Annotated in this window: 21 protein-coding genes; 16 read left to right on the top strand and 5 right to left on the bottom strand. The window is 39.9% G+C overall.

The window, feature by feature from the left end; genetic code table 11:
- Nucleotides 1-5: 5 nt before the first annotated feature.
- Nucleotides 6-1,256 carry a condensation domain-containing protein gene (locus CFT42_RS06175; RefSeq protein WP_088815713.1) on the bottom strand — a complete coding sequence of 417 codons (1,251 nt, stop codon included), beginning with the start codon at nt 1,254-1,256 and terminating at the stop codon, nt 6-8.
- A 131-nt stretch (nt 1,257-1,387) separates the two neighbouring features.
- Here CFT42_RS06175 and CFT42_RS06170 point away from each other — a divergent pair, with 131 nt between their 5' ends.
- The 4 genes from CFT42_RS06170 (at nt 1,388) to CFT42_RS06155 (ending at nt 3,607) form a co-directional block, all read left to right on the top strand.
- On the top strand, nt 1,388-1,750 hold the full coding sequence (locus CFT42_RS06170) for a PadR family transcriptional regulator (RefSeq protein ID WP_088810198.1): 363 nt from the start codon (nt 1,388-1,390) through the stop codon (nt 1,748-1,750).
- The gene (locus tag CFT42_RS06165; RefSeq protein WP_088815711.1) at nt 1,747-2,157 is read left to right on the top strand and encodes a permease prefix domain 1-containing protein; all 411 of its coding nucleotides are present in this window, start codon (nt 1,747-1,749) and stop codon (nt 2,155-2,157) included. Before CFT42_RS06170 ends, CFT42_RS06165 begins: the two co-directional genes overlap by 4 nt.
- Nucleotides 2,157-2,945 (top strand): hypothetical protein, encoded by a 789-nt coding sequence (locus tag CFT42_RS06160; RefSeq protein WP_088810200.1) that lies wholly within the window; start codon nt 2,157-2,159, stop codon nt 2,943-2,945. The genes CFT42_RS06165 and CFT42_RS06160 overlap by 1 nt, the downstream gene beginning before the upstream one ends.
- Nucleotides 2,946-3,082: 137 nt before the next feature.
- Entirely contained in the window at nt 3,083-3,607 is a 525-nt protein-coding gene (locus CFT42_RS06155; RefSeq protein ID WP_088815709.1) for a VanZ family protein, read from the top strand.
- A gap of 200 nt (nt 3,608-3,807) precedes the next feature.
- Here the strand turns inward: CFT42_RS06155 and pbp4 are convergent, their stop codons facing one another.
- Nucleotides 3,808-5,820 carry a penicillin-binding protein PBP4(5) gene (gene pbp4, locus CFT42_RS06150; RefSeq protein WP_088810202.1) on the bottom strand — a complete coding sequence of 671 codons (2,013 nt, stop codon included), beginning with the start codon at nt 5,818-5,820 and terminating at the stop codon, nt 3,808-3,810.
- 107 nt (nt 5,821-5,927) lie between these two features.
- Between pbp4 and CFT42_RS06145 the strand changes: the two genes are divergently transcribed.
- The 7 genes from CFT42_RS06145 to mscL all read left to right on the top strand — a co-directional run bounded on the left by CFT42_RS06145 (nt 5,928) and on the right by mscL (nt 10,908).
- Entirely contained in the window at nt 5,928-6,242 is a 315-nt protein-coding gene (locus CFT42_RS06145; RefSeq protein ID WP_088810203.1) for a hypothetical protein, read from the top strand.
- 150 nt (nt 6,243-6,392) lie between these two features.
- On the top strand, nt 6,393-7,319 hold the full coding sequence (locus CFT42_RS06140) for an LCP family protein (RefSeq protein WP_088815708.1): 927 nt from the start codon (nt 6,393-6,395) through the stop codon (nt 7,317-7,319).
- Between the two features lie 9 nt (nt 7,320-7,328).
- Nucleotides 7,329-7,811: an SRPBCC family protein gene (locus CFT42_RS06135; protein ID WP_088815706.1), complete on the top strand. Its 483-nt coding sequence runs from the start codon at nt 7,329-7,331 to the stop codon at nt 7,809-7,811.
- A 137-nt stretch (nt 7,812-7,948) separates the two neighbouring features.
- Complete coding sequence (locus tag CFT42_RS06130) at nt 7,949-8,653, top strand: DUF2238 domain-containing protein (protein ID WP_244169936.1); 705 nt, start codon at nt 7,949-7,951, stop codon at nt 8,651-8,653.
- A gap of 152 nt (nt 8,654-8,805) precedes the next feature.
- The gene (locus CFT42_RS06125) at nt 8,806-9,801 is read left to right on the top strand and encodes an NADP-dependent oxidoreductase (RefSeq protein ID WP_088815705.1); all 996 of its coding nucleotides are present in this window, start codon (nt 8,806-8,808) and stop codon (nt 9,799-9,801) included.
- Nucleotides 9,802-9,833: 32 nt separating this feature from the next.
- Nucleotides 9,834-10,445 carry a cyclase family protein gene (locus tag CFT42_RS06120; protein WP_088810212.1) on the top strand — a complete coding sequence of 204 codons (612 nt, stop codon included), beginning with the start codon at nt 9,834-9,836 and terminating at the stop codon, nt 10,443-10,445.
- A 67-nt stretch (nt 10,446-10,512) separates the two neighbouring features.
- A complete protein-coding gene (gene mscL / locus CFT42_RS06115; RefSeq protein WP_088810213.1) occupies nt 10,513-10,908 on the top strand; it encodes a large-conductance mechanosensitive channel protein MscL in 396 nt (131 codons plus the stop codon).
- A gap of 23 nt (nt 10,909-10,931) precedes the next feature.
- Here mscL and CFT42_RS06110 read toward each other — a convergent pair whose 3' ends face one another.
- Genes CFT42_RS06110 through CFT42_RS06100 form a run of 3 tightly spaced genes read right to left on the bottom strand, consistent with a single transcriptional unit; the run spans nt 10,932 to nt 15,158 of the window.
- Nucleotides 10,932-13,082: a DUF4129 domain-containing transglutaminase family protein gene (locus tag CFT42_RS06110; RefSeq protein ID WP_088815703.1), complete on the bottom strand. Its 2,151-nt coding sequence runs from the start codon at nt 13,080-13,082 to the stop codon at nt 10,932-10,934.
- Nucleotides 13,082-14,209: a DUF58 domain-containing protein gene (locus tag CFT42_RS06105; RefSeq protein ID WP_088815701.1), complete on the bottom strand. Its 1,128-nt coding sequence runs from the start codon at nt 14,207-14,209 to the stop codon at nt 13,082-13,084. The genes CFT42_RS06110 and CFT42_RS06105 overlap by 1 nt, the downstream gene beginning before the upstream one ends.
- Nucleotides 14,202-15,158 carry an AAA family ATPase gene (locus CFT42_RS06100; RefSeq protein WP_088810218.1) on the bottom strand — a complete coding sequence of 319 codons (957 nt, stop codon included), beginning with the start codon at nt 15,156-15,158 and terminating at the stop codon, nt 14,202-14,204. Before CFT42_RS06100 ends, CFT42_RS06105 begins: the two co-directional genes overlap by 8 nt.
- A 178-nt stretch (nt 15,159-15,336) precedes the next feature.
- Here CFT42_RS06100 and rlmN point away from each other — a divergent pair, with 178 nt between their 5' ends.
- The 5 genes from rlmN (at nt 15,337) to CFT42_RS06075 (ending at nt 19,853) form a co-directional block, all read left to right on the top strand.
- Nucleotides 15,337-16,440, top strand: a complete 1,104-nt coding sequence (rlmN, locus tag CFT42_RS06095) for a dual-specificity RNA methyltransferase RlmN (RefSeq protein ID WP_088810220.1) — start codon at nt 15,337-15,339, stop codon at nt 16,438-16,440.
- Nucleotides 16,441-16,761: 321 nt separating this feature from the next.
- Nucleotides 16,762-17,013 carry a hypothetical protein gene (locus CFT42_RS06090; RefSeq protein WP_088815699.1) on the top strand — a complete coding sequence of 84 codons (252 nt, stop codon included), beginning with the start codon at nt 16,762-16,764 and terminating at the stop codon, nt 17,011-17,013.
- A 13-nt stretch (nt 17,014-17,026) separates the two neighbouring features.
- Nucleotides 17,027-17,389, top strand: a complete 363-nt coding sequence (locus CFT42_RS06085) for a hypothetical protein (RefSeq protein WP_088815698.1) — start codon at nt 17,027-17,029, stop codon at nt 17,387-17,389.
- Nucleotides 17,380-19,032 (top strand): T7SS effector LXG polymorphic toxin, encoded by a 1,653-nt coding sequence (locus tag CFT42_RS06080; RefSeq protein ID WP_088815696.1) that lies wholly within the window; start codon nt 17,380-17,382, stop codon nt 19,030-19,032. Before CFT42_RS06085 ends, CFT42_RS06080 begins: the two co-directional genes overlap by 10 nt.
- Nucleotides 19,029-19,853, top strand: coding sequence for a hypothetical protein (locus CFT42_RS06075; protein ID WP_088815694.1), 825 nt, complete (start codon nt 19,029-19,031; stop codon nt 19,851-19,853). Before CFT42_RS06080 ends, CFT42_RS06075 begins: the two co-directional genes overlap by 4 nt.
- Nucleotides 19,854-19,885 lie beyond the last annotated feature (32 nt).

The raw sequence follows: 19,885 nt of genomic DNA, 5'->3' as shown, positions 1-19,885 counted from the left end.
TTTTTTTATTTGTGTGGCAAAACTGCCTTTAGCTCCTCTAAAATGGTCAATTGGAAACGATAATCTTCTTCAGTGCCGTGCAAGTTTGTCGAAAGTGACAGTTCACCGCGAAAAGTTGTAACCGCAACTTGGAAATAAGGCGCAAATTTGAGCGAACCCGAAATAAAAACGTCAGAAACCGTGATACCCCCAAAATCAAGCAATTTATCATCTATAATTCCCATATTGGTTAAACTCGTTTGTGGAATATTGTACCGCTTTTGCACTTGTTTTTTAAACACACGGTAGGGGAGAAACTTATAAATAAGTTCGAGTAGGTAAAATTTATGGAGTGGTTGCAAATCGCTTTTTTTCGCTTTGAAAATTTCTTTTTTCTTGAGTAAAGTAGTTTCCAAGCTTTCAAAATCGCTACCGCGAAATGAAAAAGTTAAATTGGCCGTTAAATTTGTGATGTCAGGCGTTTTTTTGGTAAACTTTCGCAAATCAATTGGGCAGTCGATGTCAAGTTCTGCGGTGTGCAACTTGTTGTGCAAGGCGATGCTAAACGCGGTGACTAGACAGTCATTTATTGTCACCCCGTGGTTTTTGGCGTAGGCTTTTAACCAAGAAAATGATTCGTTTGAAACTTTAACGCGTAAAATATATGGGTGCGAATCGTCACCTTTTAGCGGGTAATTTGGATTTTTTGAAGGGCTTGGAGTGATTTTATCTGTTAAAAAATGCCATTTTTGAGCAAGCGAGAAGTTTTGAAAAACTTGATTCAAACTTCTGGACGGGGCTTCTTTTTTTATGGTGAAATCTGGATTTTGAACTAGTTTTGTGTAAAATTCGGCGAGTAAATATAAAAGCTGTTTAAAGCCGGCGCCGTCAGCGAGCATATGATTTAAAATGATGACAAGATTATCTTTTTGTGAAGTACGAATGACCGTCACCCGAATTTGTGGGCCCGTTAAAATATTTAATTTTTTAGTTAGCGCCTGTTGAATGACAGGGTTAGAGTCTTCTGTTTCGATAAGCGAAATGAAATTTTGGGCAGAGAAATCAGCTTCCACCCACTTGGCGCTAGTTTTAGTCTGTTGAAACTTACAAAATAAATGTGGCAATTTATTCCCCAATAAGCGGATTGTTTTTTCAAGAAGCGTCAAATCTAGGTGCCCCTCCACTTCTAAATAAGCATGTAAATGATGATCATTTTTATGGTTTTCGCTTGAAATAAGATGTTTAATATCGGAACTTTCCGCTTTGTAATGTGGCATAAATGATTCCCCCTTGTTTGCCAATTTTCCCATTATAGCAAGGCTTTAAACGTTTTTTATAAAATTACTTTGACACATAGAGTAATTCATGTTAAACTAAGTTTATCAAATTAACTCTATGTGATAGAGTAATGCGTGGTAGAGTAATTTTGGAGGTGTTCAAAATACGAAGCGACATTTTGCGTGGCCACGTGGATTCGATTATTTTACGTATATTAATGGATGGTGATTCTTACGGTTATGAAATCTCAAAAGAAATTAGTGACCGAACGCGTGAGAAATTTCAAATTAAAGAAGCCACTTTATACGCAGTTTTTCAAAGGCTGGAGAAAAAGGGGTTCATCAAAAGTTATTATGGCGATCGAAGTCACGGCGGAAAAAGAAAGTATTACACAATTACAGCTCGTGGAAAAATGTATTTAGACGAAATGATAGTGGAATGGAAAGAAATCAAGGAAATTATGGCAGTATTTTTGGAGGAGAGTGCAAATTGAGAAGAATTTATGAGTTTGTAGACAAGATTTTTGATGACGTACCGAACAGCGACCGAGCTTTACAAGTAAAAGAAGAGATTTTACTAGACATGGAAGAAAAAGTATATGATTTAATGGAGCAAGGAAAATCGCAAGAAGATGCCATCAACAAAGTATTAGTGGACTTTGGCGATATTGATGAAATCAAAGCAGAACTTAAGATCGGCGGCAGTAAAAAGCTAGCTTATGCAAGACTGAACTTAGATTTCGCCATTTGGGGAAGCATTTTATTCATCGCATTATTTATCTTTATTAACGTTTACTATACGCCAAACACAATTTGGTTTGTATACCCGACATTTGGCATTTTATGGTGGCCGCTATCGATGTTTTATTACTGGCACCGTAAGAGGGAGGAATTAAAATAATGGACAAAAGCACAAGAGGCTTCTTATTTATAAGTTGCTGCTTTATCATCGGTTTTCTGATTTTACTAAATTTTCTAGTATTTCCGGGAGAAAACTGGTCAATTTATACAGCCGTTTTACTACTTTCACCAGCATATTTCTTTTTAGCAGACGGAAGCAAGCATTTGAGAAGCTATTCGCTCGTCACGAGTGTACTCATCATTGCCGTTTTAGCACTAACAAACTACTTTGAATCACCCGAATATGCTTGGATTTTATTCGCGATTCCTGCGATTCTCGCGTGGCCAATCATTATTTTTGGAGGAAAATATAGCGCCAAATTTGGTTACTCCTTCCTAATGAGTACGCTACTCGTCTTATGTTACATTGGCTTAAACATTTATTTCGAGCCGCGGTTCCCGTTTAGCATCTTCACCACTTTCGCGATTTACTGGTGGCCGCTATCTGTTGCACTCGCAAGATTCCCGCGTGCCTTTTCAGTTATTGGAACGATTTGGCTAACATTATTTTTTATCGTAACCAATTTTGTGACAACCGATGTGATTTGGTGTGTCTATCCTATTTTCGCCGTATTATTTTGGCCGCTATCGATGTTTTTCGCGCGCCACATCTTTACCTATTCCATTTTATGCACGATGTTAGTTAGCGCGTTCTTCATTGTTGTAAATTGGCTAACTACGCCAGAAGTAATTTGGGCTATTTATCCCATTTTTGCAGTCATCTGGTGGCCGTTATCCATATACTTCTTTGTATATCGGCGCCGAAATGTGAAACAGAAATTTTCATAAGCTACCTAAGAACCGTCCTTTTGGATGGTTTTTATTTTGAAATATCGTGATAAATGAAAAAAACGTTTTTTTTCATTTTCTTCTAATCTTTGAGTGATATACTCAAACGGTAACTATCATGAGAAAGTGAGAAAATTATGTTTAAAAATAAAAAAATTTGGATTGGGATTAGTTTTTTATGTGCGCTCTTTATTATGGCTATTTTATTTAAATCATCATCTGAAACTTACGAACAACAAACGCTTATTCCTTTGTTAGATCAGATTCTAGCAGGGCGACCGTTTGAAAATATTTTATCGCATATTTCATTTACATATGCGGGATCAGAAGTAAGTATTGCTGTAAAAGGCTACAGTGGATTCATTGAGTTTTTCCTTCGAAAAGGGGCTCACTTCTTTACTTATTTTATTATGGGAGGGGCTTTATTTCTCGGCGTGCGCGGCGTGACAAAGCAAAACAAATGGGCTTTTCCAGCTGGTCTCATTATTCCGCTCATTTTTGCCTCAACTGATGAGTACCATCAATATTTAACAGGCGGGCGAACACCGCTTTTGCAAGATGTAATGCTTGATTTTGTAGGGGCAACAATTGGAGTTGTGACCACCTTTTTTGTATTAAAACAATTGGAACATAAACGAAATTTAAAGAAAGAGGCCAACTAAGTTGACCTCACAAACTCTAAATTTAAGTAAAACAAAACGCAATCACACCATACCTGGACTGAGGACAAATGGTAAGATTTTAGGCAAAGCCGAGTACCGCACCGGAGCGTATTTGTATACGTGAGGAGTGGGACGCAGGTTTTAACGACGAAGATTGCCGTTTGTCCTCAGTCCAGAGGCCAACTAAGTTGGCCTCTTTTTTAATACATAGATTCGATGACAGGTTTTAATTTATCGATGACCAAACTGCTGCCACCACGACCTTTAACATCTTCTATCATGCCCAGGATTAAATAGTTGGGATTTTCTGCGTCGAAGGCATATAAAAAGCCGTTTTCAAGGCCATCTTCGCCTTGTTTTTGTTTTAATTCGGCTGTGCCCGTTTTAGCAGCAATTTTATGACTGGAATTTAATTTGTGGGCGGTCCCATTTGGATCCGATACTGTTTTAATAAGCGCATCTTTTACAAGATTTGCCGATTCTGCTTTGATGGCTTGTTTAGATTCAGCTTGTTTTGCATCGCTGGCTAATTTTGGATAGACCATTTTACCGCCATTCGCAATGGCCGTGTAGGCGACCGCTTGTTGAACAGGACTCATGAGCAATTCGCCTTGCCCGTATGAGGTGTCGGCTAATAAAATGTCGGAGTTTAATCCATCATTTGAAATTTGTGCGGGCTCCATTGAAAACGGTAAATCGAATTCTTGGTCAAAATCAAACTTTTTGAGACCAGTCGTCAAGCGATCCTTGCCAATTTCAAGGCCTTCTTGCGCAAAATAAATGTTGTCCGAATAGACGAGGGCGTCTGTCATGTTGACCGATGGCTTTTCATGAACGCGTGTCACAAAATAATTGCCCCATGAAGCGTCTTTTTGCCACTTAAGGCCATCAATTTGGCGTGTTTTATCTGGTGTTGTGACACCTAAGTCTAAGCCGATTCCCGCCGTAATCGTTTTAAACGTAGAACCGGGAGCGTAACGCGTCGCATAGCGCGCTAAAAACGGCGTGCGCTTGTCTTCGCTATATTTTTTGTAGTCGCTAGCGGAAATGCCAGCTGCCATTTTGTTTGCATCATATGAAGGTGTGCTAACGAGCGCTAATAAATCGCCACTTTGAGGGTTAATCATCGTGACCGCGCCAGCTTCATTTCCAAGGCTATCAAACGCTTTTTTCTGAATATCAGCGTCGATTGTTAGGTGAACGGGTTCGCCGTCGTTACGTGCTACTTTTTGCAGTGTAGATTCTTGTTTGGTGCGGTCGTTAATAATTTTAATTTCGCCACCGTTTTTACCGCGGAGCTTTTTATCATAATAGCGTTCAAGACCCGTTTTTCCAATGATATCGCCAACATTTAACTGCGGATTTTTCTCAATATCTTCGGCGCTTACTTCACCGACGTAACCAATTAGATGGGCAGTCGCTTGGTTTAGCGGATAAGTTCGGAGCTCTTTTTGGGCGTAGGCAAGGCCGGTTGATTCGGGTAAGTTGCCACTCAAAATGGTCTTGATGGGAACGAAACTATCAGCTTTAACCCATTTTTGTTCCAAAGCGTGGTTAATCTCTTCTGCTGGAACGTCAAGTTTTTGGCTAATGGCCATGATATTTTGCGTTTTTTCATCGCCTTCCCCAAGCTTTTCAGGGACCACACCTGCTTCATTGAAGTTGCCGATCGTCGCCAGTTTTTTCTGATTTCGGTCGAGAATATCGCCGCGTTTCGCTTCATCTGTCACGAGTCTAACTTTGTCATCTTTCACCATTCCAGGAAAAACAAGAGCGGGCACCCAGTCCACTTTCCATTCCTCATCTTCCTTAGAAATAGTCGATTTATAACTTTGGGTTTTGAGTTTTCCAAGGCTTGTTTGCATGTTTAAATCATAGGTCAAGTCATAAGTACGACTGTTCTCGCCTGGTGTAACTTGCAAGTTGTCCACTTGAACATCTTTGACCCCAAGACCACCAAAAACCGTGGTGTACTTTGTTTCCAAATCTTTTTTTGTGAAGTCAACGGCTTTTAATGATTTGGAAGTTACATATGTATCAAGCTTCGCATAGTTTTCCCGCGCAATTTGATTGGTGAACGCCACTGCCGCGTCTTTCGCTTTTTTATCCGCTGATTTATTTAACACGATAAAAAATGTGATTCCTCCGGCAATAAGTAACACGGCAAGAGCCGAAATGCCAATTATCCACCATTTCTTTCTACTAGTATTCATTTTTTTATCACCTCTATGAAAATTATTTTACATTTTATTCTTGCTCATGTCATACTTTTTTCTTATTTTATTGATAAATTGGAAGAATAAGAAAGGATGATGACTTTATGGAAGAACAAAATCAGATTACGTACTCTACAAAAACGCCGCAAAACAAATGGAAGATAGCGACGATTATTATTAGTGTATGTTCCATTATTGTAATTGCAATTTTAAGTTATATGCTCGTAACAACAAATACAGGAAATGATATGAACGGAACAATGCAACAACAAAATGGTGGTCCAGGCAACTTTGGTCAACAAAATGGAACGAGCCAAGAAGGCATGACACCGCCTGATGCGAATTCTGGTGCGACGCAAGACGGAGGAAGTTCAGACTCAGGAAATTCGAGTGATAGTAGTGATTCGTCCACATTTTAATAATTTTAATATAGCAGAATTGTGCATGAAAAAAGTAGTATTTTCCTAATCTTTAACAATTCTTATATGTTTTCAGTCTCTTTTTTTGATAATTTATTGTAAGATAAGGGTATCAAAGGATACTTGGAGTTAAAAATAGAGGTGAAAAATATGGCAAGACATGCTGAGCATAAGAAAGTTAGGAAAGGTCGCGTTTTTGGCACAATTCTGCTTTTGCTCGTTTTAGTACTATTAGTTTTTGGAGTTGTAGGCTTTTTTCAATATAAATCCAGCTTAAAAGAAGCGGAAGCAGACAATGCGTTAAAGGAATTTACATTTAATGGTGAGAAGCCTTCTGGTGATAGTGTAAACATTCTATTTATCGGTAGTGACTCGCGAGGTGAGGATCAAGGTCGTTCAGATTCACTAATGATTGCGCATTATGACAAAAAGAAGAAAGAGCCTAAAATTGTTTCGCTTATGCGCGATACATATGTAGATATTCCAGGACATGGCAAAAATAAAATCAATGCGGCTTATTTTTACGGTGGGCCAGAACTTGTGCGTCAAACGGTTAAGGAAAACTTCGGAATTGATTGCAATTACTACGTTGTGACAAGTTTCGAAAGCTTCCCGAAAGTCATTGATACGCTTGCGCCAGATGGGATTGAAATTGACGCGGAAAAAGATATGTCACAAAATATTGATGCTAACATAAAAGCCGGCAAGCAAAAAATGGACGGTCATACACTCCTTCAATATGCTCGCTTTAGAAAAGATGAAGAGGGCGATTTTGGACGGGTAAGACGCCAACAACAAGTGCTTGCGGCTGTGAAAGATCAGGCGATTACGGCAACGAGCGTGTTTAAATTACCGAGCGTGCTCGGCACTGTGCAAGGCTACACTACAACGGATTTACCGACTTCTCTTGTGCTTAAAACGGGGCTGGACTTCGCACTTGGCAGAACATCTGACTTGGAGACACTCACAGTTCCTGTGAAGGGCACTTGGGAAAATCAGCGCATTTCGGGCGCTGGGGCGGTGCTGCGAATTGATATTGCGAAAAACGCAGCCGCGATTCAAGATTTCATCAAATAGGAGGTTATCATGAAACCTGAAATTGTCAAACAAGGGGATAAATTGATTTTTCGTGCGATGCAAACAATTGATGCGCCGATGACTTCTTGCTTTGAGCTAGTATCTACGACGGAAGGTCTCGGAAAATGGTTTGCTGAACTCGAAATGGGGCAGCTTTCAGCGGACGGCTATTTGCTTTTTAAAATGACGGAAACCGAAAAAATTGAAATGCCTATTTTAGAATTCGAGGAAAATGTGGCGCTTGGTTTTGCTTGGGATAACGATGCGGTCTACTTTCGTTTTGCCCCGTTAAGCGAAAATGAAACGCAGCTTATTTTCACCGAAGAAATCGTGCAAGTAACCGATCACACGCCGCGCGACTTGGCTGGCTGGACAATCTGTCTTGATGCGTTCAAAAAAGCGCTTGAAGGTGAAGAATTTACGTTTGATAAAGCCTATTCTGACGTTTTGTATGAAGAATATCGAAAAAAATTAGTGGAGTGGCTTAATTAAGTCGCTTCACTCTTTTTTATTCCCAATCGTTCTCTTCCTATTAGGCGTGTTTATTTTGCAAAGTCCTGCAAAAAATTTAAAAAAGTATTTAAGTTCATGTATAATGGGTAAAGACAACATGAAAGGGAGTGGAAATTTTGAAAAAATGGAACTGGACTAGGATATTAGCCATTTTCGTACTTGTAACTTTATTAGTGTCAATTGTCTACGCTACGGTTAACTTAATTTTAACACCAGCCGACGCTTATCTTGGCGAAGGAGAAAAAACGCGCGGAGATTACACATTAATGATTTTACAATGTATTCTTGGTGTTGTCGTGCTCTTTTTACCATCTATGTTAAGTAAAAGAATGAAGTTCGAAATACCTGATGCGATGTATATTGTCTTTATAATTTTCCTTTATTGCGCTATTTATTTAGGTGAGGTACAAAGTTTTTATTACTTAATTCCAAATTGGGACACGATTTTACACACGTTTAGTGGTGCGATGCTCGGGGGACTTGGTTTTTCTATCGTCAACTTGCTAAACAATAACGAAAATGTTTCGTTAAACATGAGCCCGTTTTTCGTGGCACTGTTCGCGCTTAGTTTTGCAGTATTCCTTGGTGTTTTATGGGAATTCTATGAGTTCGGAGCCGATTCATTAGGCATGAACATGCAAAAAACAATGCTTGAAAATGGGACGCCGCTTGAAGGACATGCTGCAGTTGCGGATACAATGGGTGACCTATTTGTAGACTTCTTAGGTGCGCTCGTCATTTCGATAATTGGCTATATTTCGATACGCAAGAAAAAAGGCTGGATGTCGAAATTTGAATTTAAAAAAGTAGTCAAAAAATAACGGTTAGATGGCAAATGGTGAACTTCAAAATCTCTGAAGTTTACCATTTGCCTATTTTATAATGGGCACCTTTTTATCCGCTTTGCGAAGGATTTTGTTTAGAAATCTTGTTCACGTGGTAGTGATGCAAATAACGAGGGAAGGTGACCAAAATGAAACAAATCGTATTAAAAGCTAGACCTACAGGCAAACTGAGCGCAGATTTATTTGAGACAAAAGAAGTTCGTTTAAATGGCCTGCATGACGGGGAGTTACACTTGCAACTTGTTTACCTTTCTGTTGACCCCTATTTGCGCGGCAGAATGAATGCGGACTCGTCGAATATGCCACCATTTAAAATTGGGCAGCCTATGAAAAGCAGCGGCGTTTTGCGTGTGGTTCGCTCCGCTAGTCGCGATTTTGCGGAAGGCGATTTTGTGGTGGGGCAAGTTCCGTGGCAAGAGGAAGTCATTCTTTCTGAGGGGAAAGTGCGCAAAATTGATACGGGCGTTATTTCGGCGAAAGCGTATCTAGGCGTAATAGGAATGACTGGGCTAACGGCTTATTTTGGCTTACTCGATATTGGACAGCCAGAGAAAGATGAAACGGTTGTTGTGAGTGCGGCGGCGGGGGCAGTTGGGTCTACGGTCGGTCAAATTGCTCAAATTAAGGGCGCTCACGTAATTGGTATTACCGGTACGGACGATAAAGCGCGCTATTTAGTCAAAGAGATTGGGTTTAATGCGGCGGTGAATTATCGTGATCCGAATTTTGCCGAAAACTTGAAGCGGGCGTGTCCGAACGGAATTGATGTTTATTTTGAGAATGTTGGCGGCGAAATTAGTGACACTGTCTGGCCGCTCCTCAACAATTTTGCGCGTATTCCGGTGTGTGGTACGATTTCGAATTACAATTTGCCGGCAGAAGATGATGTGGGGCCTCGCATTCAGCGCTATTTGATTCAAGCGAATGCGCGTATGCAAGCTTTTTCCGTGACAAATTATCAGGCGGATTATAAAGAGGCGACGAAACAGCTTGTTAAGTGGCTTGAGGAAGGGAAACTCACGCATAAGGAAACGGTTTTAAAAGGCTTTGACCAAATTGTTCCGGCATTTCTTTCATTATTTGAAGGGAAAAATATCGGGAAAATCATTGTGGAAATGGCCTAGCGCTTGCTGGGCTTATTTTTAAGGAGGAAATTATGGCTTACGTTGATTTATCGCATACAATTGGGGGGCGCTCGCCTGTTTATCCGGGGGACAGTGCGACAAACATTGTGCAAACTCGTTTTTTTGAAAAAGATGGTTATGTGATTCATGAAGTGGAAACGAATTTGCATGTTGGAACGCATGTTGATATGCCGATGCACCTTGTGCCGGATGCTCGTTTTGCAGCGGCTTTTCCGGTCGAAGCATTTACTGGGAAGGCCGTCTTATTTGATGTGCGCGGGCTGTCAGAAATTGACTGGCAGACTCAATTTGAGTGCGTTAAACTGGGCGACATCGTTTTGTTTTACACGGGATTTGATGCTTATTACGGCGAAGAAAAATATTATACGCAGCATCCGATTTTAACGGAAAATTTGGCGAAGATGCTTGTGGAAAAGCAAATCAAGATGGTCGGAATCGACACCCCCTCGCCTGATTTCGCCCCGTTTATCGTGCATCAAACGCTACTTGCGGCAGGCATTTTTATTTTGGAGAACCTAACAAATTTACGCGCCTTACTTTCAGCTCCCGAAGTCGAATTGCATGCGGTCCCGCTCAAAATTGAGGCTGAGGCAAGCATCGTTCGCGCGTACGCAAAAATCTAGTTTTAATCCAAATATATGACAAACCTAAAAATTGATAGTATGCTTTTTAAGAAGGGGGGATGTCAACATGAAGAAATTCGCACAGGAATTTAAAGATTTTGCACTGAAAGGAAATGTGCTCGATTTGGCAGTCGGTGTTGTAATCGGGGCTGCATTCGGAAAAATTGTGGCTTCGCTTGTCGACAACATTATTATGCCACTTGTTGGGATGATTTTAGGCGGTGTCAGCTTTGAAGACTTGCACGTTGTTGTAGGCTCTGCGGACTTAAAATACGGGTTGTTCATTCAATCTGTTGTTGATTTTGTCATCATTGCGCTCTCACTATTTATTTTTATCAAAGTCCTGATTGGTCTCTCGAAGCGTCGCGGCGAAGAAGAGGCAGAAGCACCAGTAGAAATTACCAAATCGGAAGAATATTTAAAAGAAATTCGCGATTTGTTGCAAAATAAGAAAGAGGTTTAACTTACATAAACGAGGTCACTCCTTTAGGAGTGACCTCGTTTTTTAGATTGAATTACATGAATCACACGTTCAAAGTCTTTTTTCGCTACTGGCGTATTTTGGTTGCCGTAAAGCCAATTTTCATAGGTTGTTGTTAGTTCTTGGAAGCCGTCAAGTTTTGTGCGTGCTGCAAAGGCAGATAATGTTTCGCTCGGTTCGCGAATGTATCCGTAATTTTTAAGCAGGTGTAGCAGTTTGAGGTAGCTCGTTTCGAAAGTCCATTTTTCTTTTTGAATAGCACGCTTAAACCAGAAAAGCTGAATTTGTTTGCGGAAGATGAAAATCATCAAGGCGATCAAAACGGTTGTGCCAAAAATGCTCCAGAAAATCAGTCGCGGGTTGATGGCTGTTTTTTCAGTAGAAGTCGTATCTTTTTTTGTTTGAGTTTGTCCCGTATCCGTTCCTTGCTCGGCGTTTTTACGTTGTTCAGTGGTTTCTTCTTGAGCGCCTTTTTGCGTGTCCTCAGAACTACTTGGTGCGTCGCTTGTCACTTGACGCTCTTCAGTTGAATCAATGAATTCTTCTGGGTTTTGGAAAGTTGCTGTCGGTTCAAATGGTACCCAGCCTGTTCCCGGGAAATAGACTTCTGGCCAAGAATGGGCGTTATTATTTTTGACGGAATAGAGCGTTTTATTGTTTTCGCTACGAATTTCATCACCAGAAGTAAACCCTTTTGAAAAACGTGCTGGAATGCCGAGCGTACGTAGCATAACGACCATTGAGGTAGAAAAATTATCACAGTAACCGACTTTCGTTTCAAACAAAAACTGATCGACATAATCCGCATCTTGCGGTGTTGTTTTGGCATCTTCCGTACTGTATCTGAATCCACCTGTGAAACTTAAATAGTTTTCAATTGCTTTCACTTGGTCATACGTTGTGTCCGCATTTTTTGTTACTTTTTCCGCTAGATTGCCCACACGTTTTGGCAATTCAGTTGGAAGTTGCGTATAAGCCGCCAAAAATTGGTCGGAAAGCTCGTTGAATTTCGCCGCTTTCATCAATTTTAGATCGTAAACGGGCTCAGCCACGCTCATCGAATAGCTCCTGATTTTCGCCGCAGGAGTCACTTTTTCGGTACTATCGGAAAGGGCAAAAGTCACTTCTTTACTGTTAAAAAAGGAATGTGTTCCATATGTGTAGACGAGATAATCGTTCGCGTTATCAAATTGGACGTCGAGCGTACTTTCCTTTGATTGATACTTGTCCGCTAACGCTAACGGGAAAGCTTCGGCGTCTTTGAAATTTTCTACGTCAGTACGATTAGAAGTTGCCCAACCACGTCCAGTGTAGGCGCGTTTCGTCTCCACGCGGTAATAATGTTCTTTTTCAGCCCATACTTGGAAAACTTGCGAATGATCAGGCTTTAAAGCGCCGCCAAGTTCGGAGTCGTCCTCACTATAGCCGACCGTCCGTGTTGTATTCATACCAAGTGATTCGCGAATATAGGGAACCGGATCATTAAAAACTGGTTTTTGCTGTGGGAACAGCAAGGCGCTACCTAAAAATACCCCTAAAAGTGCAATAAGGGCCACGTGATAAAATATCGGACGCTTTTTGTCTGTCAATCCGCTTAATCGATTCGGCGTCTCCAGTCGTTTGGACAGCGCAAAATGAAGCAGCAAGAAGCCAATAATGACGGTTCGCACTAAAGCCATTTGACCGGCGTATTCAGTAAATGTGTTGACGACGGCGATGTAGGCCACGGTTAACGCAAGCACGCTCATAATCCGCTGTTTTTTCAAAAGTGTAAAGCTTGTAATGTAGTTAAGAAGCCAAATGGCGACAAAGAAAATGAGTGTGATGAACGCCATGCTAATATCGTAGGCGTTGAAAGCAAATAGGTCGCGGAAGCCAGACTGAATAATTTGCACGAACGTGCTTAAAAAGCCGAGTTCAAATGGATGTCCGTCATTGAAGTAAATCCCCATCAAGAAGTAAATGAGCAAAAGATGGAGCGGCAAGGTCGCATAAAAGCGCCAGCCGAGGAAAAACATGCCAAGTGAAAGCGCGACGTAAATAATCATGTAGAGCGGGTTGGTTAAATTTGTAAGGAAAATGAACGGATAAACCCATTCTGAAATGAGCAAGATGGACAAAATGTAGAGGATAATCGTTAGCAACTTTGCACGCATCACACGCCACCCCCCGACTCAAGCGAATCTTTCCGCAAGTAAATAGCGTTTTGGGAGAGCTCTTGTTTGTCTAAAATGGAGATTAGCGTCATTCGCCAATTGGACTTACTTGCCACCTGAAGTAGCGCATTTGAAATGACTGGCGCAAAAATAAACGCGTCCTTCTGCCATTTTAGTAGCGCCTGCAATTCTTGCATTAAAACCGCTTCATCAAGCGGCTCCAATTCAGCAAACACATGCGACATCTCAGCGATGCGATTTTTATCACGGCTAAAGTCAAACGAACGGCCATTTTCGCCTAAGATGGTGATGCGCACTTCAGCGCCGTCTTCGAGCATTTTACGCGAAAAAGAATAAGCCGCACGTAAGGCGTGTTCAAAATTTTCATGGACGCTACCGAAAAAAATAATTTGCATTTTATGCGCGCTACTATTTTCAAATTCACGTGTCATCATCGTGTTTGTTTTGGCCGTACTTTTCCAGTCAATCCATGTCATTCTGTCACCGGGAATGAATTCGCGCAAACTGTGAAGAGAGTCGTTCTTATGCAAAGTCCAGTACGGCGCGTTTGCATCTCGGTCAGGATTCGCCGCACCAAGTTTTTGCAAAATATTCGGAAAGTAAGTTGGATAAATCGTCACATGCTCTTCCTCACCAATTTGCGAGCTCCGTTCAATTAAACCAAATGCGTCACTTGTTTCAGCTGTGATGGTCGAAAAAGTGTGACGTCCTCGTGTTGCACGAAATGGTTTAATGGCGACTTCAACATTTTTTTTGAAAAAAGGATAGAGGGTTTGTTGGCGCGCATGATGGGCACCAAAAGAAGCTGGTATTTTCTGTTCAATAAGCAAATAGCCAACCGGAAATCGACTTTTACGACTAAAATGAAGCTTCATTTGCACAAAATCCCCGTCAAAATATTCCTTTTTTGGAAAAACACGATGAACGTGCCAATTTTTAAGACGATACACCGCCGAAAAAATTAAAAAGAGCATGACAATTGAAAAGAAATATGTTAAAAACCAGCTCGCTGTATCACCTTGAAATAAAGTGTATGTAATAAGCGTCGCATAGAGGAGGAGAAGCATCAACCACCTAGAAAAAAGCAGCAGCCTAGTTCTAAGCATGAGAAGACCTCTTTTCAACTGGAATTGGAACGGAATTTAGCACATCTTGAATGACATCAGCTTGCTTGACAGCTTGATAAGTCGCTTCAGGCGTGAGTAACAACCGATGTTCAAAAACAAATGGCGCCAAATATTTAATATCATCAGGCATGACAAATTCGCGTCCTTTAAGAAAGGCATAACTTTTAGCTGCCATCATCATCGCAATCGTTCCACGCGGACTAACGCCAAGCGAAACCGCAAAATGAGCACGAGTCGCATGGACCAAATCCACAATATATTGCTTCAATTCCGTACTAATTTGTGTCGCTTGACTTGCTTTTTTTAAACTTAAAAGATCGGTTAAATGAATCACTGCTTCCGCTTCCAGCAGAGTGTCCTCGCTTTGTTTCTCAGAAAGAAGCGCAAGTTCTTCCTCAGCGCTTGGGTAGCCCATTTCAATTTTCAAAAGAAAACGGTCGAGCTGTGCTTCAGGTAGCGTATACGTTCCTTCATATTCAATCGGATTTTGTGTGGCCATAACAAAAAACGGGTCAGCAAGTGGTCTTGTAACCCCATCAACCGTAACGCTTTTTTCAGCCATGCCTTCTAATAGGGCGGCTTGCGTTCTAGGCGCGGTGCGATTAATTTCATCAGCTAAAATGATGTTCCCCGTAATCGGTCCCGGACGAAATTCAAATTCGCGTGTTTCGGGATTAAATACGGAAATACCTGTCACGTCAGAAGGCAACAAATCAGGCGTAAACTGGATGCGCTTGAAATTCACATCTACTGATTTAGCAAGCGTGCGCACAAGCATTGTTTTTCCAACGCCTGGAACATCTTCAATTAAAACATGCCCGCCAGCAAAAAGTGCCGTTAAACTTAATTCAATAACGTGGCGTTTTCCCACGATAACTTTTTCAACTTCGGAAATAATTTGCTCAATTTGATTAAATGGTGAAGTCATTACAAAGGCCCCCATTTCATTTTTACTAATAAAATAAGTATATGCTACTATGATATTGATGTAAAAGAATTTTAATTTAATTTTTTCTAAAGATTTTTTTAAACAGAATAGGTGTTGCTTGTACGCTTAAAAACCTTTAAAATGGTATAGAAGAAAATGAATGAGAAGAGGCTGAATAATGACGAAGAAATCCATTTACGGATTAACGTTTGATGATTTAACGGAATGGTTTTTAGACAAAGGACAAAAGAAATTCAGAGCGACACAAGTGTGGGAATGGCTTTATCGTAAACGTGTAGGCTCATTTGATGAAATGACGAATGTCCCGAAAGAAAGCATTGAAATTTTGAAAGAAAACTTTGTCTTAAATAATCTAGAAGAACAAATTGTGCAAAAATCAAATGATGGCACAATCAAATATTTATTTAAATTAGAAGATGGCAACTTAATTGAAACGGTGCTTATGAGTCATGAATACGGCTTATCGGTCTGTGTTACGACACAAGTCGGCTGTAATATCGGCTGTACGTTTTGCGCAAGCGGACTTTTAAAGAAGCAACGCGACCTAGACGCAGGGGAAATCGTATCGCAAATTATGAATGTGCAGCGCTACTTAGACGAGCGTGATAATGACGCCCGCGTAAGTCATGTCGTCGTGATGGGAATCGGCGAACCGTTCGATAACTACGACAATGTCATGAGCTTTTTGCGCGTTGTGAATCACGACAAAGGGCTTGCAATTGGCGCGCGCCACATCACCGTTTCAACCAGTGGACTCGCACCGCGCATTAAAGATTTCGCAAACGAGGACTTCCAAGTCAACCTGGCCGTTTCCTTACATGCACCGAACAACGATATTCGGACGAAAATCATGCGAATTAATCGGACGTTCTCGATTGAAACGCTCATGGAAGCAATCGAATATTATATCGAGAAAACCAATCGCAGGGTAACCTACGAGTATATTATGTTGCGTGATGTCAATGACTCCAGACAAGAAGCGCAAGAACTCGCCAATTTACTCAAAAACCATAAAAAGCTCGCCTATGTCAATTTAATCCCGTACAACCCAGTCGATGAGCACAATCAATACGAACGAAGCAAAAAAGAAGACGTCCTCGCTTTCTATGACGTCCTGAAAAAGAACGGCATTAATTGCGTTATCCGCCGTGAACACGGCACCGATATTGATGCTGCATGCGGTCAACTTCGCAGCAAACAAATTAAACGCGTCGGCATTCGCGAACGTATGCGCGAGAAAAAGGCGCTTGAAAACCAATAATTAAGATTACCACCCTTTAAAAGTTGAATTTTGAAGGGTGGTTTTGTTTTGGAGCGGAAGTGACCAACAATTTAAAGTTCATTGTACACCATTTTTAAAAATTCACGAAAAAGACACATTTTAAGTGTTGAAGTATGGTACACTGAACAAGAAAAAAAGGTGGAAAAGTTGTCAAAGTACATTAAAATGAGTACCAATCCAATCAATTAAAGATAAAGTTGACGGATACTGAGAAGAATGCAAGTAACCGATTTCTTGGGGTTTTGTGTGCTTATATTGAAAAGAGTTGTATATAAATAAAAAGAGGAGAATCGATTGAAGATGAGTAAAATTGCTTCCAATACTAGTTCAGCGCAATCAGCAGTATCTGATGTTAAAAATGTTTCGATTGATAAAGGAGACCAAGTTTCTTTCGGGAAAAGTAACTTGGTCAGTATGAAAGCGGGTAAAAACGTTAGTAACCAATTGTTAACAGATTTAGTAGATTTAGTGGAGTGTGTCCAAGAACAAAGTGAAAAATTTCCTAAAATTGCCGAATTGATGGCCTTGCAGGACAGTCATATTAATTTTTAAAGGGTGGGGAAAGTTGAAGGAAACTAGCAATGCTTACGAACGAGTAACGTATAATCAATGCATTATGCAAAAAGAAAATCAGATTGACCTGCTAGGAGAGAACCAAAAAGAAGTAGAAGACTTACTTTATCGATTAGATGAAGATTTACAAACGGGTTTTCGCCGTTTGAGAGATTTAAATGATTCACAGTTGAAAGAGGTACAGAGCGTATTTTATCAGGTTCAACAAAGAAATGAAGACCTAGAGAGAAGATTTCGCCAACAAGTACGAGATACGCAGGAACAATTTACATACCTATTTATAAAAGAGATTCAAAAAATGAATGATGAACGAGAAGCACTATATAAAAAGAGGAGTGAAATCCCTTGGGACTGACTTATTCAAGCGATGATTCAGGGAAACTAATCCGAGCCTTGTCTAAAAATTTGGCAAGTGGGAAAGAAGCCATTACACAATTAAAAGCGGGTAGCCAAATAATTATTCAAGCTATAGATGGACATACATTATCAGGTGCAGCGTATACAGCTGGTAAAGGTTTGTTTACAGATTTAATCCTGCCTACGATTGAAAAAGTAACTGTTGCTTGTGATAGAATTGAAGAAGAGGCTCAAAAATATCAAGTAGCAGATCGGATTGTTGCAAGTGAAGGCTTCTTAGATGAAGACAACTTAACCCAACAATTAGAGATAAAGAAAGGTATGAAGGCATCAATAGATAACGCGGCAAATGTTATGAGTGTCCTGCCGAATACTTATTCGGTACAAGACTTGCTAGATACTGCACAAAGCCGAAAAAGAGAGTTAAATCAGATGTCTGAAACCCTTCAGCAAGATATTGAAGAGCTTCAGAAAAAAATTAAAAAGTTATATGAATTTGATGGTCAGACGAAAAATCTTTTTAGTAATAGCTTAGATGAGATGAAGTTAGCGATGCAAGGAGTTACGGTTTTAAATAGTACGAAGGTTAATAGTGATGGTACGTATACATTACCTGCTGGGGTGGATAAAAGCTGGTTTTCTGAACTGAAAAGTAAAGATAAACAAGAAGAAATGGCACGCAAGGCAAAAAATGCAGCAATTAAAGAATTAAATAATTTATTTGAGAAAAATCCAATGGCTGCGATAGAGAAAGTTAAAAACAATGATCGTTTATTTAATTATGTAATTGGAGCTTTAGATAAGTTTCCAGAAGGGATTCAAAATGCAGCTTTAGGAGTCTTTATTGCACAAGAAAGCTGGGATAAGTTGCCCAAAAATGTGGCGACAAAAGTATTAAACAGTCCTAAATTTGCAACCTATTTGAGTGAGTCTTCAGTCGCGACACAGGCTCTTGTTTATGGTGGGCTAATCAAACTTAGTGAAAAAGGGTGGAGTGTTTTAGCACCGGTCGGTTACACGACTAAAATTTTATCTCAAACCAGTGAAGGGGCTAAAATCATTGCTGAAACTAAAGTAGGGTTGGAAATGTTTAAGAAACTGAAGCCCGTTTCTGAATTTATTAAAACCCATAAAGTAACGGCTGAAGGTATTGGTTATGTGGGCGATACCTTAAGTGTGACAGCTTACGCATATGATGAATATATTAATCCGCAAAGTCCAGCATACGGAGATACGAGTAAAGCTGTGTATGGAGGAATCAATCTATTTGTATTAAATACTGGTCCAATCGAAGGTGTACAATATGGAGGACCTGTAGGTGCTGGAATAGGAGCAATTAATTATTTTCTACAAGGTGGAGGAGTATCGGATATTCCAATTCTAAATAAAATAAAAGTTATAAAAAACAGTGATAACTGGCATACAACTTTTACTGAAAAAGATAAGAGGAAATGGTTAAATAAACAATATAAAAATTACGGGAAGCATGAAGCGAGTACACCAGATAAAGATTATAGAATCGGCGTACAGCCTTCAAGCGGCAGTATAAATTTTAATCCTGAAACATATGGAAAATCAAAACAAAATATTAGTGGAGTTAATCCTAATAAAGCTCCAAATGAAAGTTGGAATTTGAAATGAGTAAGAAGGATATAGTTGTTACTGGTGTTTCTTTTGAGCAGGCAAGTCGTGTCATCAAAAAGAAAGATATTTATGAGTTAATCCATGGAACTTCTGAGGCGAAATTTTCGATGGGATTAAAGAAGTTTTTATTTCTTATCGTAGGGCTATTCATGCCGATTATGATGTTTGTGACATACTTGCAAGGGCGTGATAATATGCTGGTAACTACTTTTTCTCGTACTATAGCAATTATCGTGTCACTGCTATTTATGGCAGAGATAATCTATTTTTATTTTAAAAGAAATAGCATCTTTGAATATTTTCGATATAAATCGTTTATTTACACAAGTATTAAGACGCTTTTCTTGTCATATGCATGTGGTTCGATAGGACAGGTTGATGAAGGTTATCTTTCAACCTTACTTACCATTGGTATGTTTATACCTGTTTGCTTAGTGTTATATGCACTTGTTGAAAGGAATATGGTCAAAAAAGTCATGAATCAATTACTACAAACAAATTATAAAGTTTCAAAAATTTTATCGATTTTTCTGAAACTTTCAGGAGTAGTGCTTGTTGTTGGGCTTTTCGCTGTAGTATTATACCGATTAAATAAGTGGTGGCTTATGGGAATGAGTTTTAACGGAGATGCGCTAAATATAAATGCTGCAGTATTAGTCATCGCAGGTGTTTTAATAATGCTATTAATTGCCTTGATTCCAACTTACGGCTGTTTTCGTGCAGAATTGTATGTAAAAACCCAATTAATTGAGAAATATTCAGAAGAATTCCGTGGAAAATATGGGTTTAGTGAAGAAGAATGGTATGGAGAAAAATAGTTGAAGTTGTTTTGGAAATTTAAAGGCTATAA

Source organism: Listeria goaensis (assembly GCF_900186125.1).
Lineage (GTDB): Bacteria > Bacillota > Bacilli > Lactobacillales > Listeriaceae > Listeria > Listeria goaensis.
Note: the sequence above shows the minus strand (reverse complement) of the source record. Positions and strands in the feature narration are given on the sequence as shown.

Coding starts and splice junctions, on each gene's coding strand:
- CFT42_RS06175 (WP_088815713.1), bottom strand. CDS start 1,256: ATGCCACATTACAAAGCGGAAAGTTCCGATATTAAACATCTTATTTCA.
- CFT42_RS06105 (WP_088815701.1), bottom strand. CDS start 14,209: ATGCTTAGAACTAGGCTGCTGCTTTTTTCTAGGTGGTTGATGCTTCTC.
- CFT42_RS06075 (WP_088815694.1), top strand. CDS start 19,029: ATGAGTAAGAAGGATATAGTTGTTACTGGTGTTTCTTTTGAGCAGGCA.
- mscL (WP_088810213.1), top strand. CDS start 10,513: ATGAAGAAATTCGCACAGGAATTTAAAGATTTTGCACTGAAAGGAAAT.
- CFT42_RS06120 (WP_088810212.1), top strand. CDS start 9,834: ATGGCTTACGTTGATTTATCGCATACAATTGGGGGGCGCTCGCCTGTT.
- CFT42_RS06140 (WP_088815708.1), top strand. CDS start 6,393: ATGGCAAGACATGCTGAGCATAAGAAAGTTAGGAAAGGTCGCGTTTTT.
- CFT42_RS06160 (WP_088810200.1), top strand. CDS start 2,157: ATGGACAAAAGCACAAGAGGCTTCTTATTTATAAGTTGCTGCTTTATC.
- rlmN (WP_088810220.1), top strand. CDS start 15,337: ATGACGAAGAAATCCATTTACGGATTAACGTTTGATGATTTAACGGAA.
- CFT42_RS06155 (WP_088815709.1), top strand. CDS start 3,083: ATGTTTAAAAATAAAAAAATTTGGATTGGGATTAGTTTTTTATGTGCG.
- CFT42_RS06145 (WP_088810203.1), top strand. CDS start 5,928: ATGGAAGAACAAAATCAGATTACGTACTCTACAAAAACGCCGCAAAAC.
- CFT42_RS06170 (WP_088810198.1), top strand. CDS start 1,388: ATGCGTGGTAGAGTAATTTTGGAGGTGTTCAAAATACGAAGCGACATT.
- CFT42_RS06100 (WP_088810218.1), bottom strand. CDS start 15,158: ATGACTTCACCATTTAATCAAATTGAGCAAATTATTTCCGAAGTTGAA.
- CFT42_RS06135 (WP_088815706.1), top strand. CDS start 7,329: ATGAAACCTGAAATTGTCAAACAAGGGGATAAATTGATTTTTCGTGCG.
- CFT42_RS06090 (WP_088815699.1), top strand. CDS start 16,762: ATGAGTAAAATTGCTTCCAATACTAGTTCAGCGCAATCAGCAGTATCT.
- CFT42_RS06110 (WP_088815703.1), bottom strand. CDS start 13,082: ATGCGTGCAAAGTTGCTAACGATTATCCTCTACATTTTGTCCATCTTG.
- CFT42_RS06125 (WP_088815705.1), top strand. CDS start 8,806: ATGAAACAAATCGTATTAAAAGCTAGACCTACAGGCAAACTGAGCGCA.
- pbp4 (WP_088810202.1), bottom strand. CDS start 5,820: ATGAATACTAGTAGAAAGAAATGGTGGATAATTGGCATTTCGGCTCTT.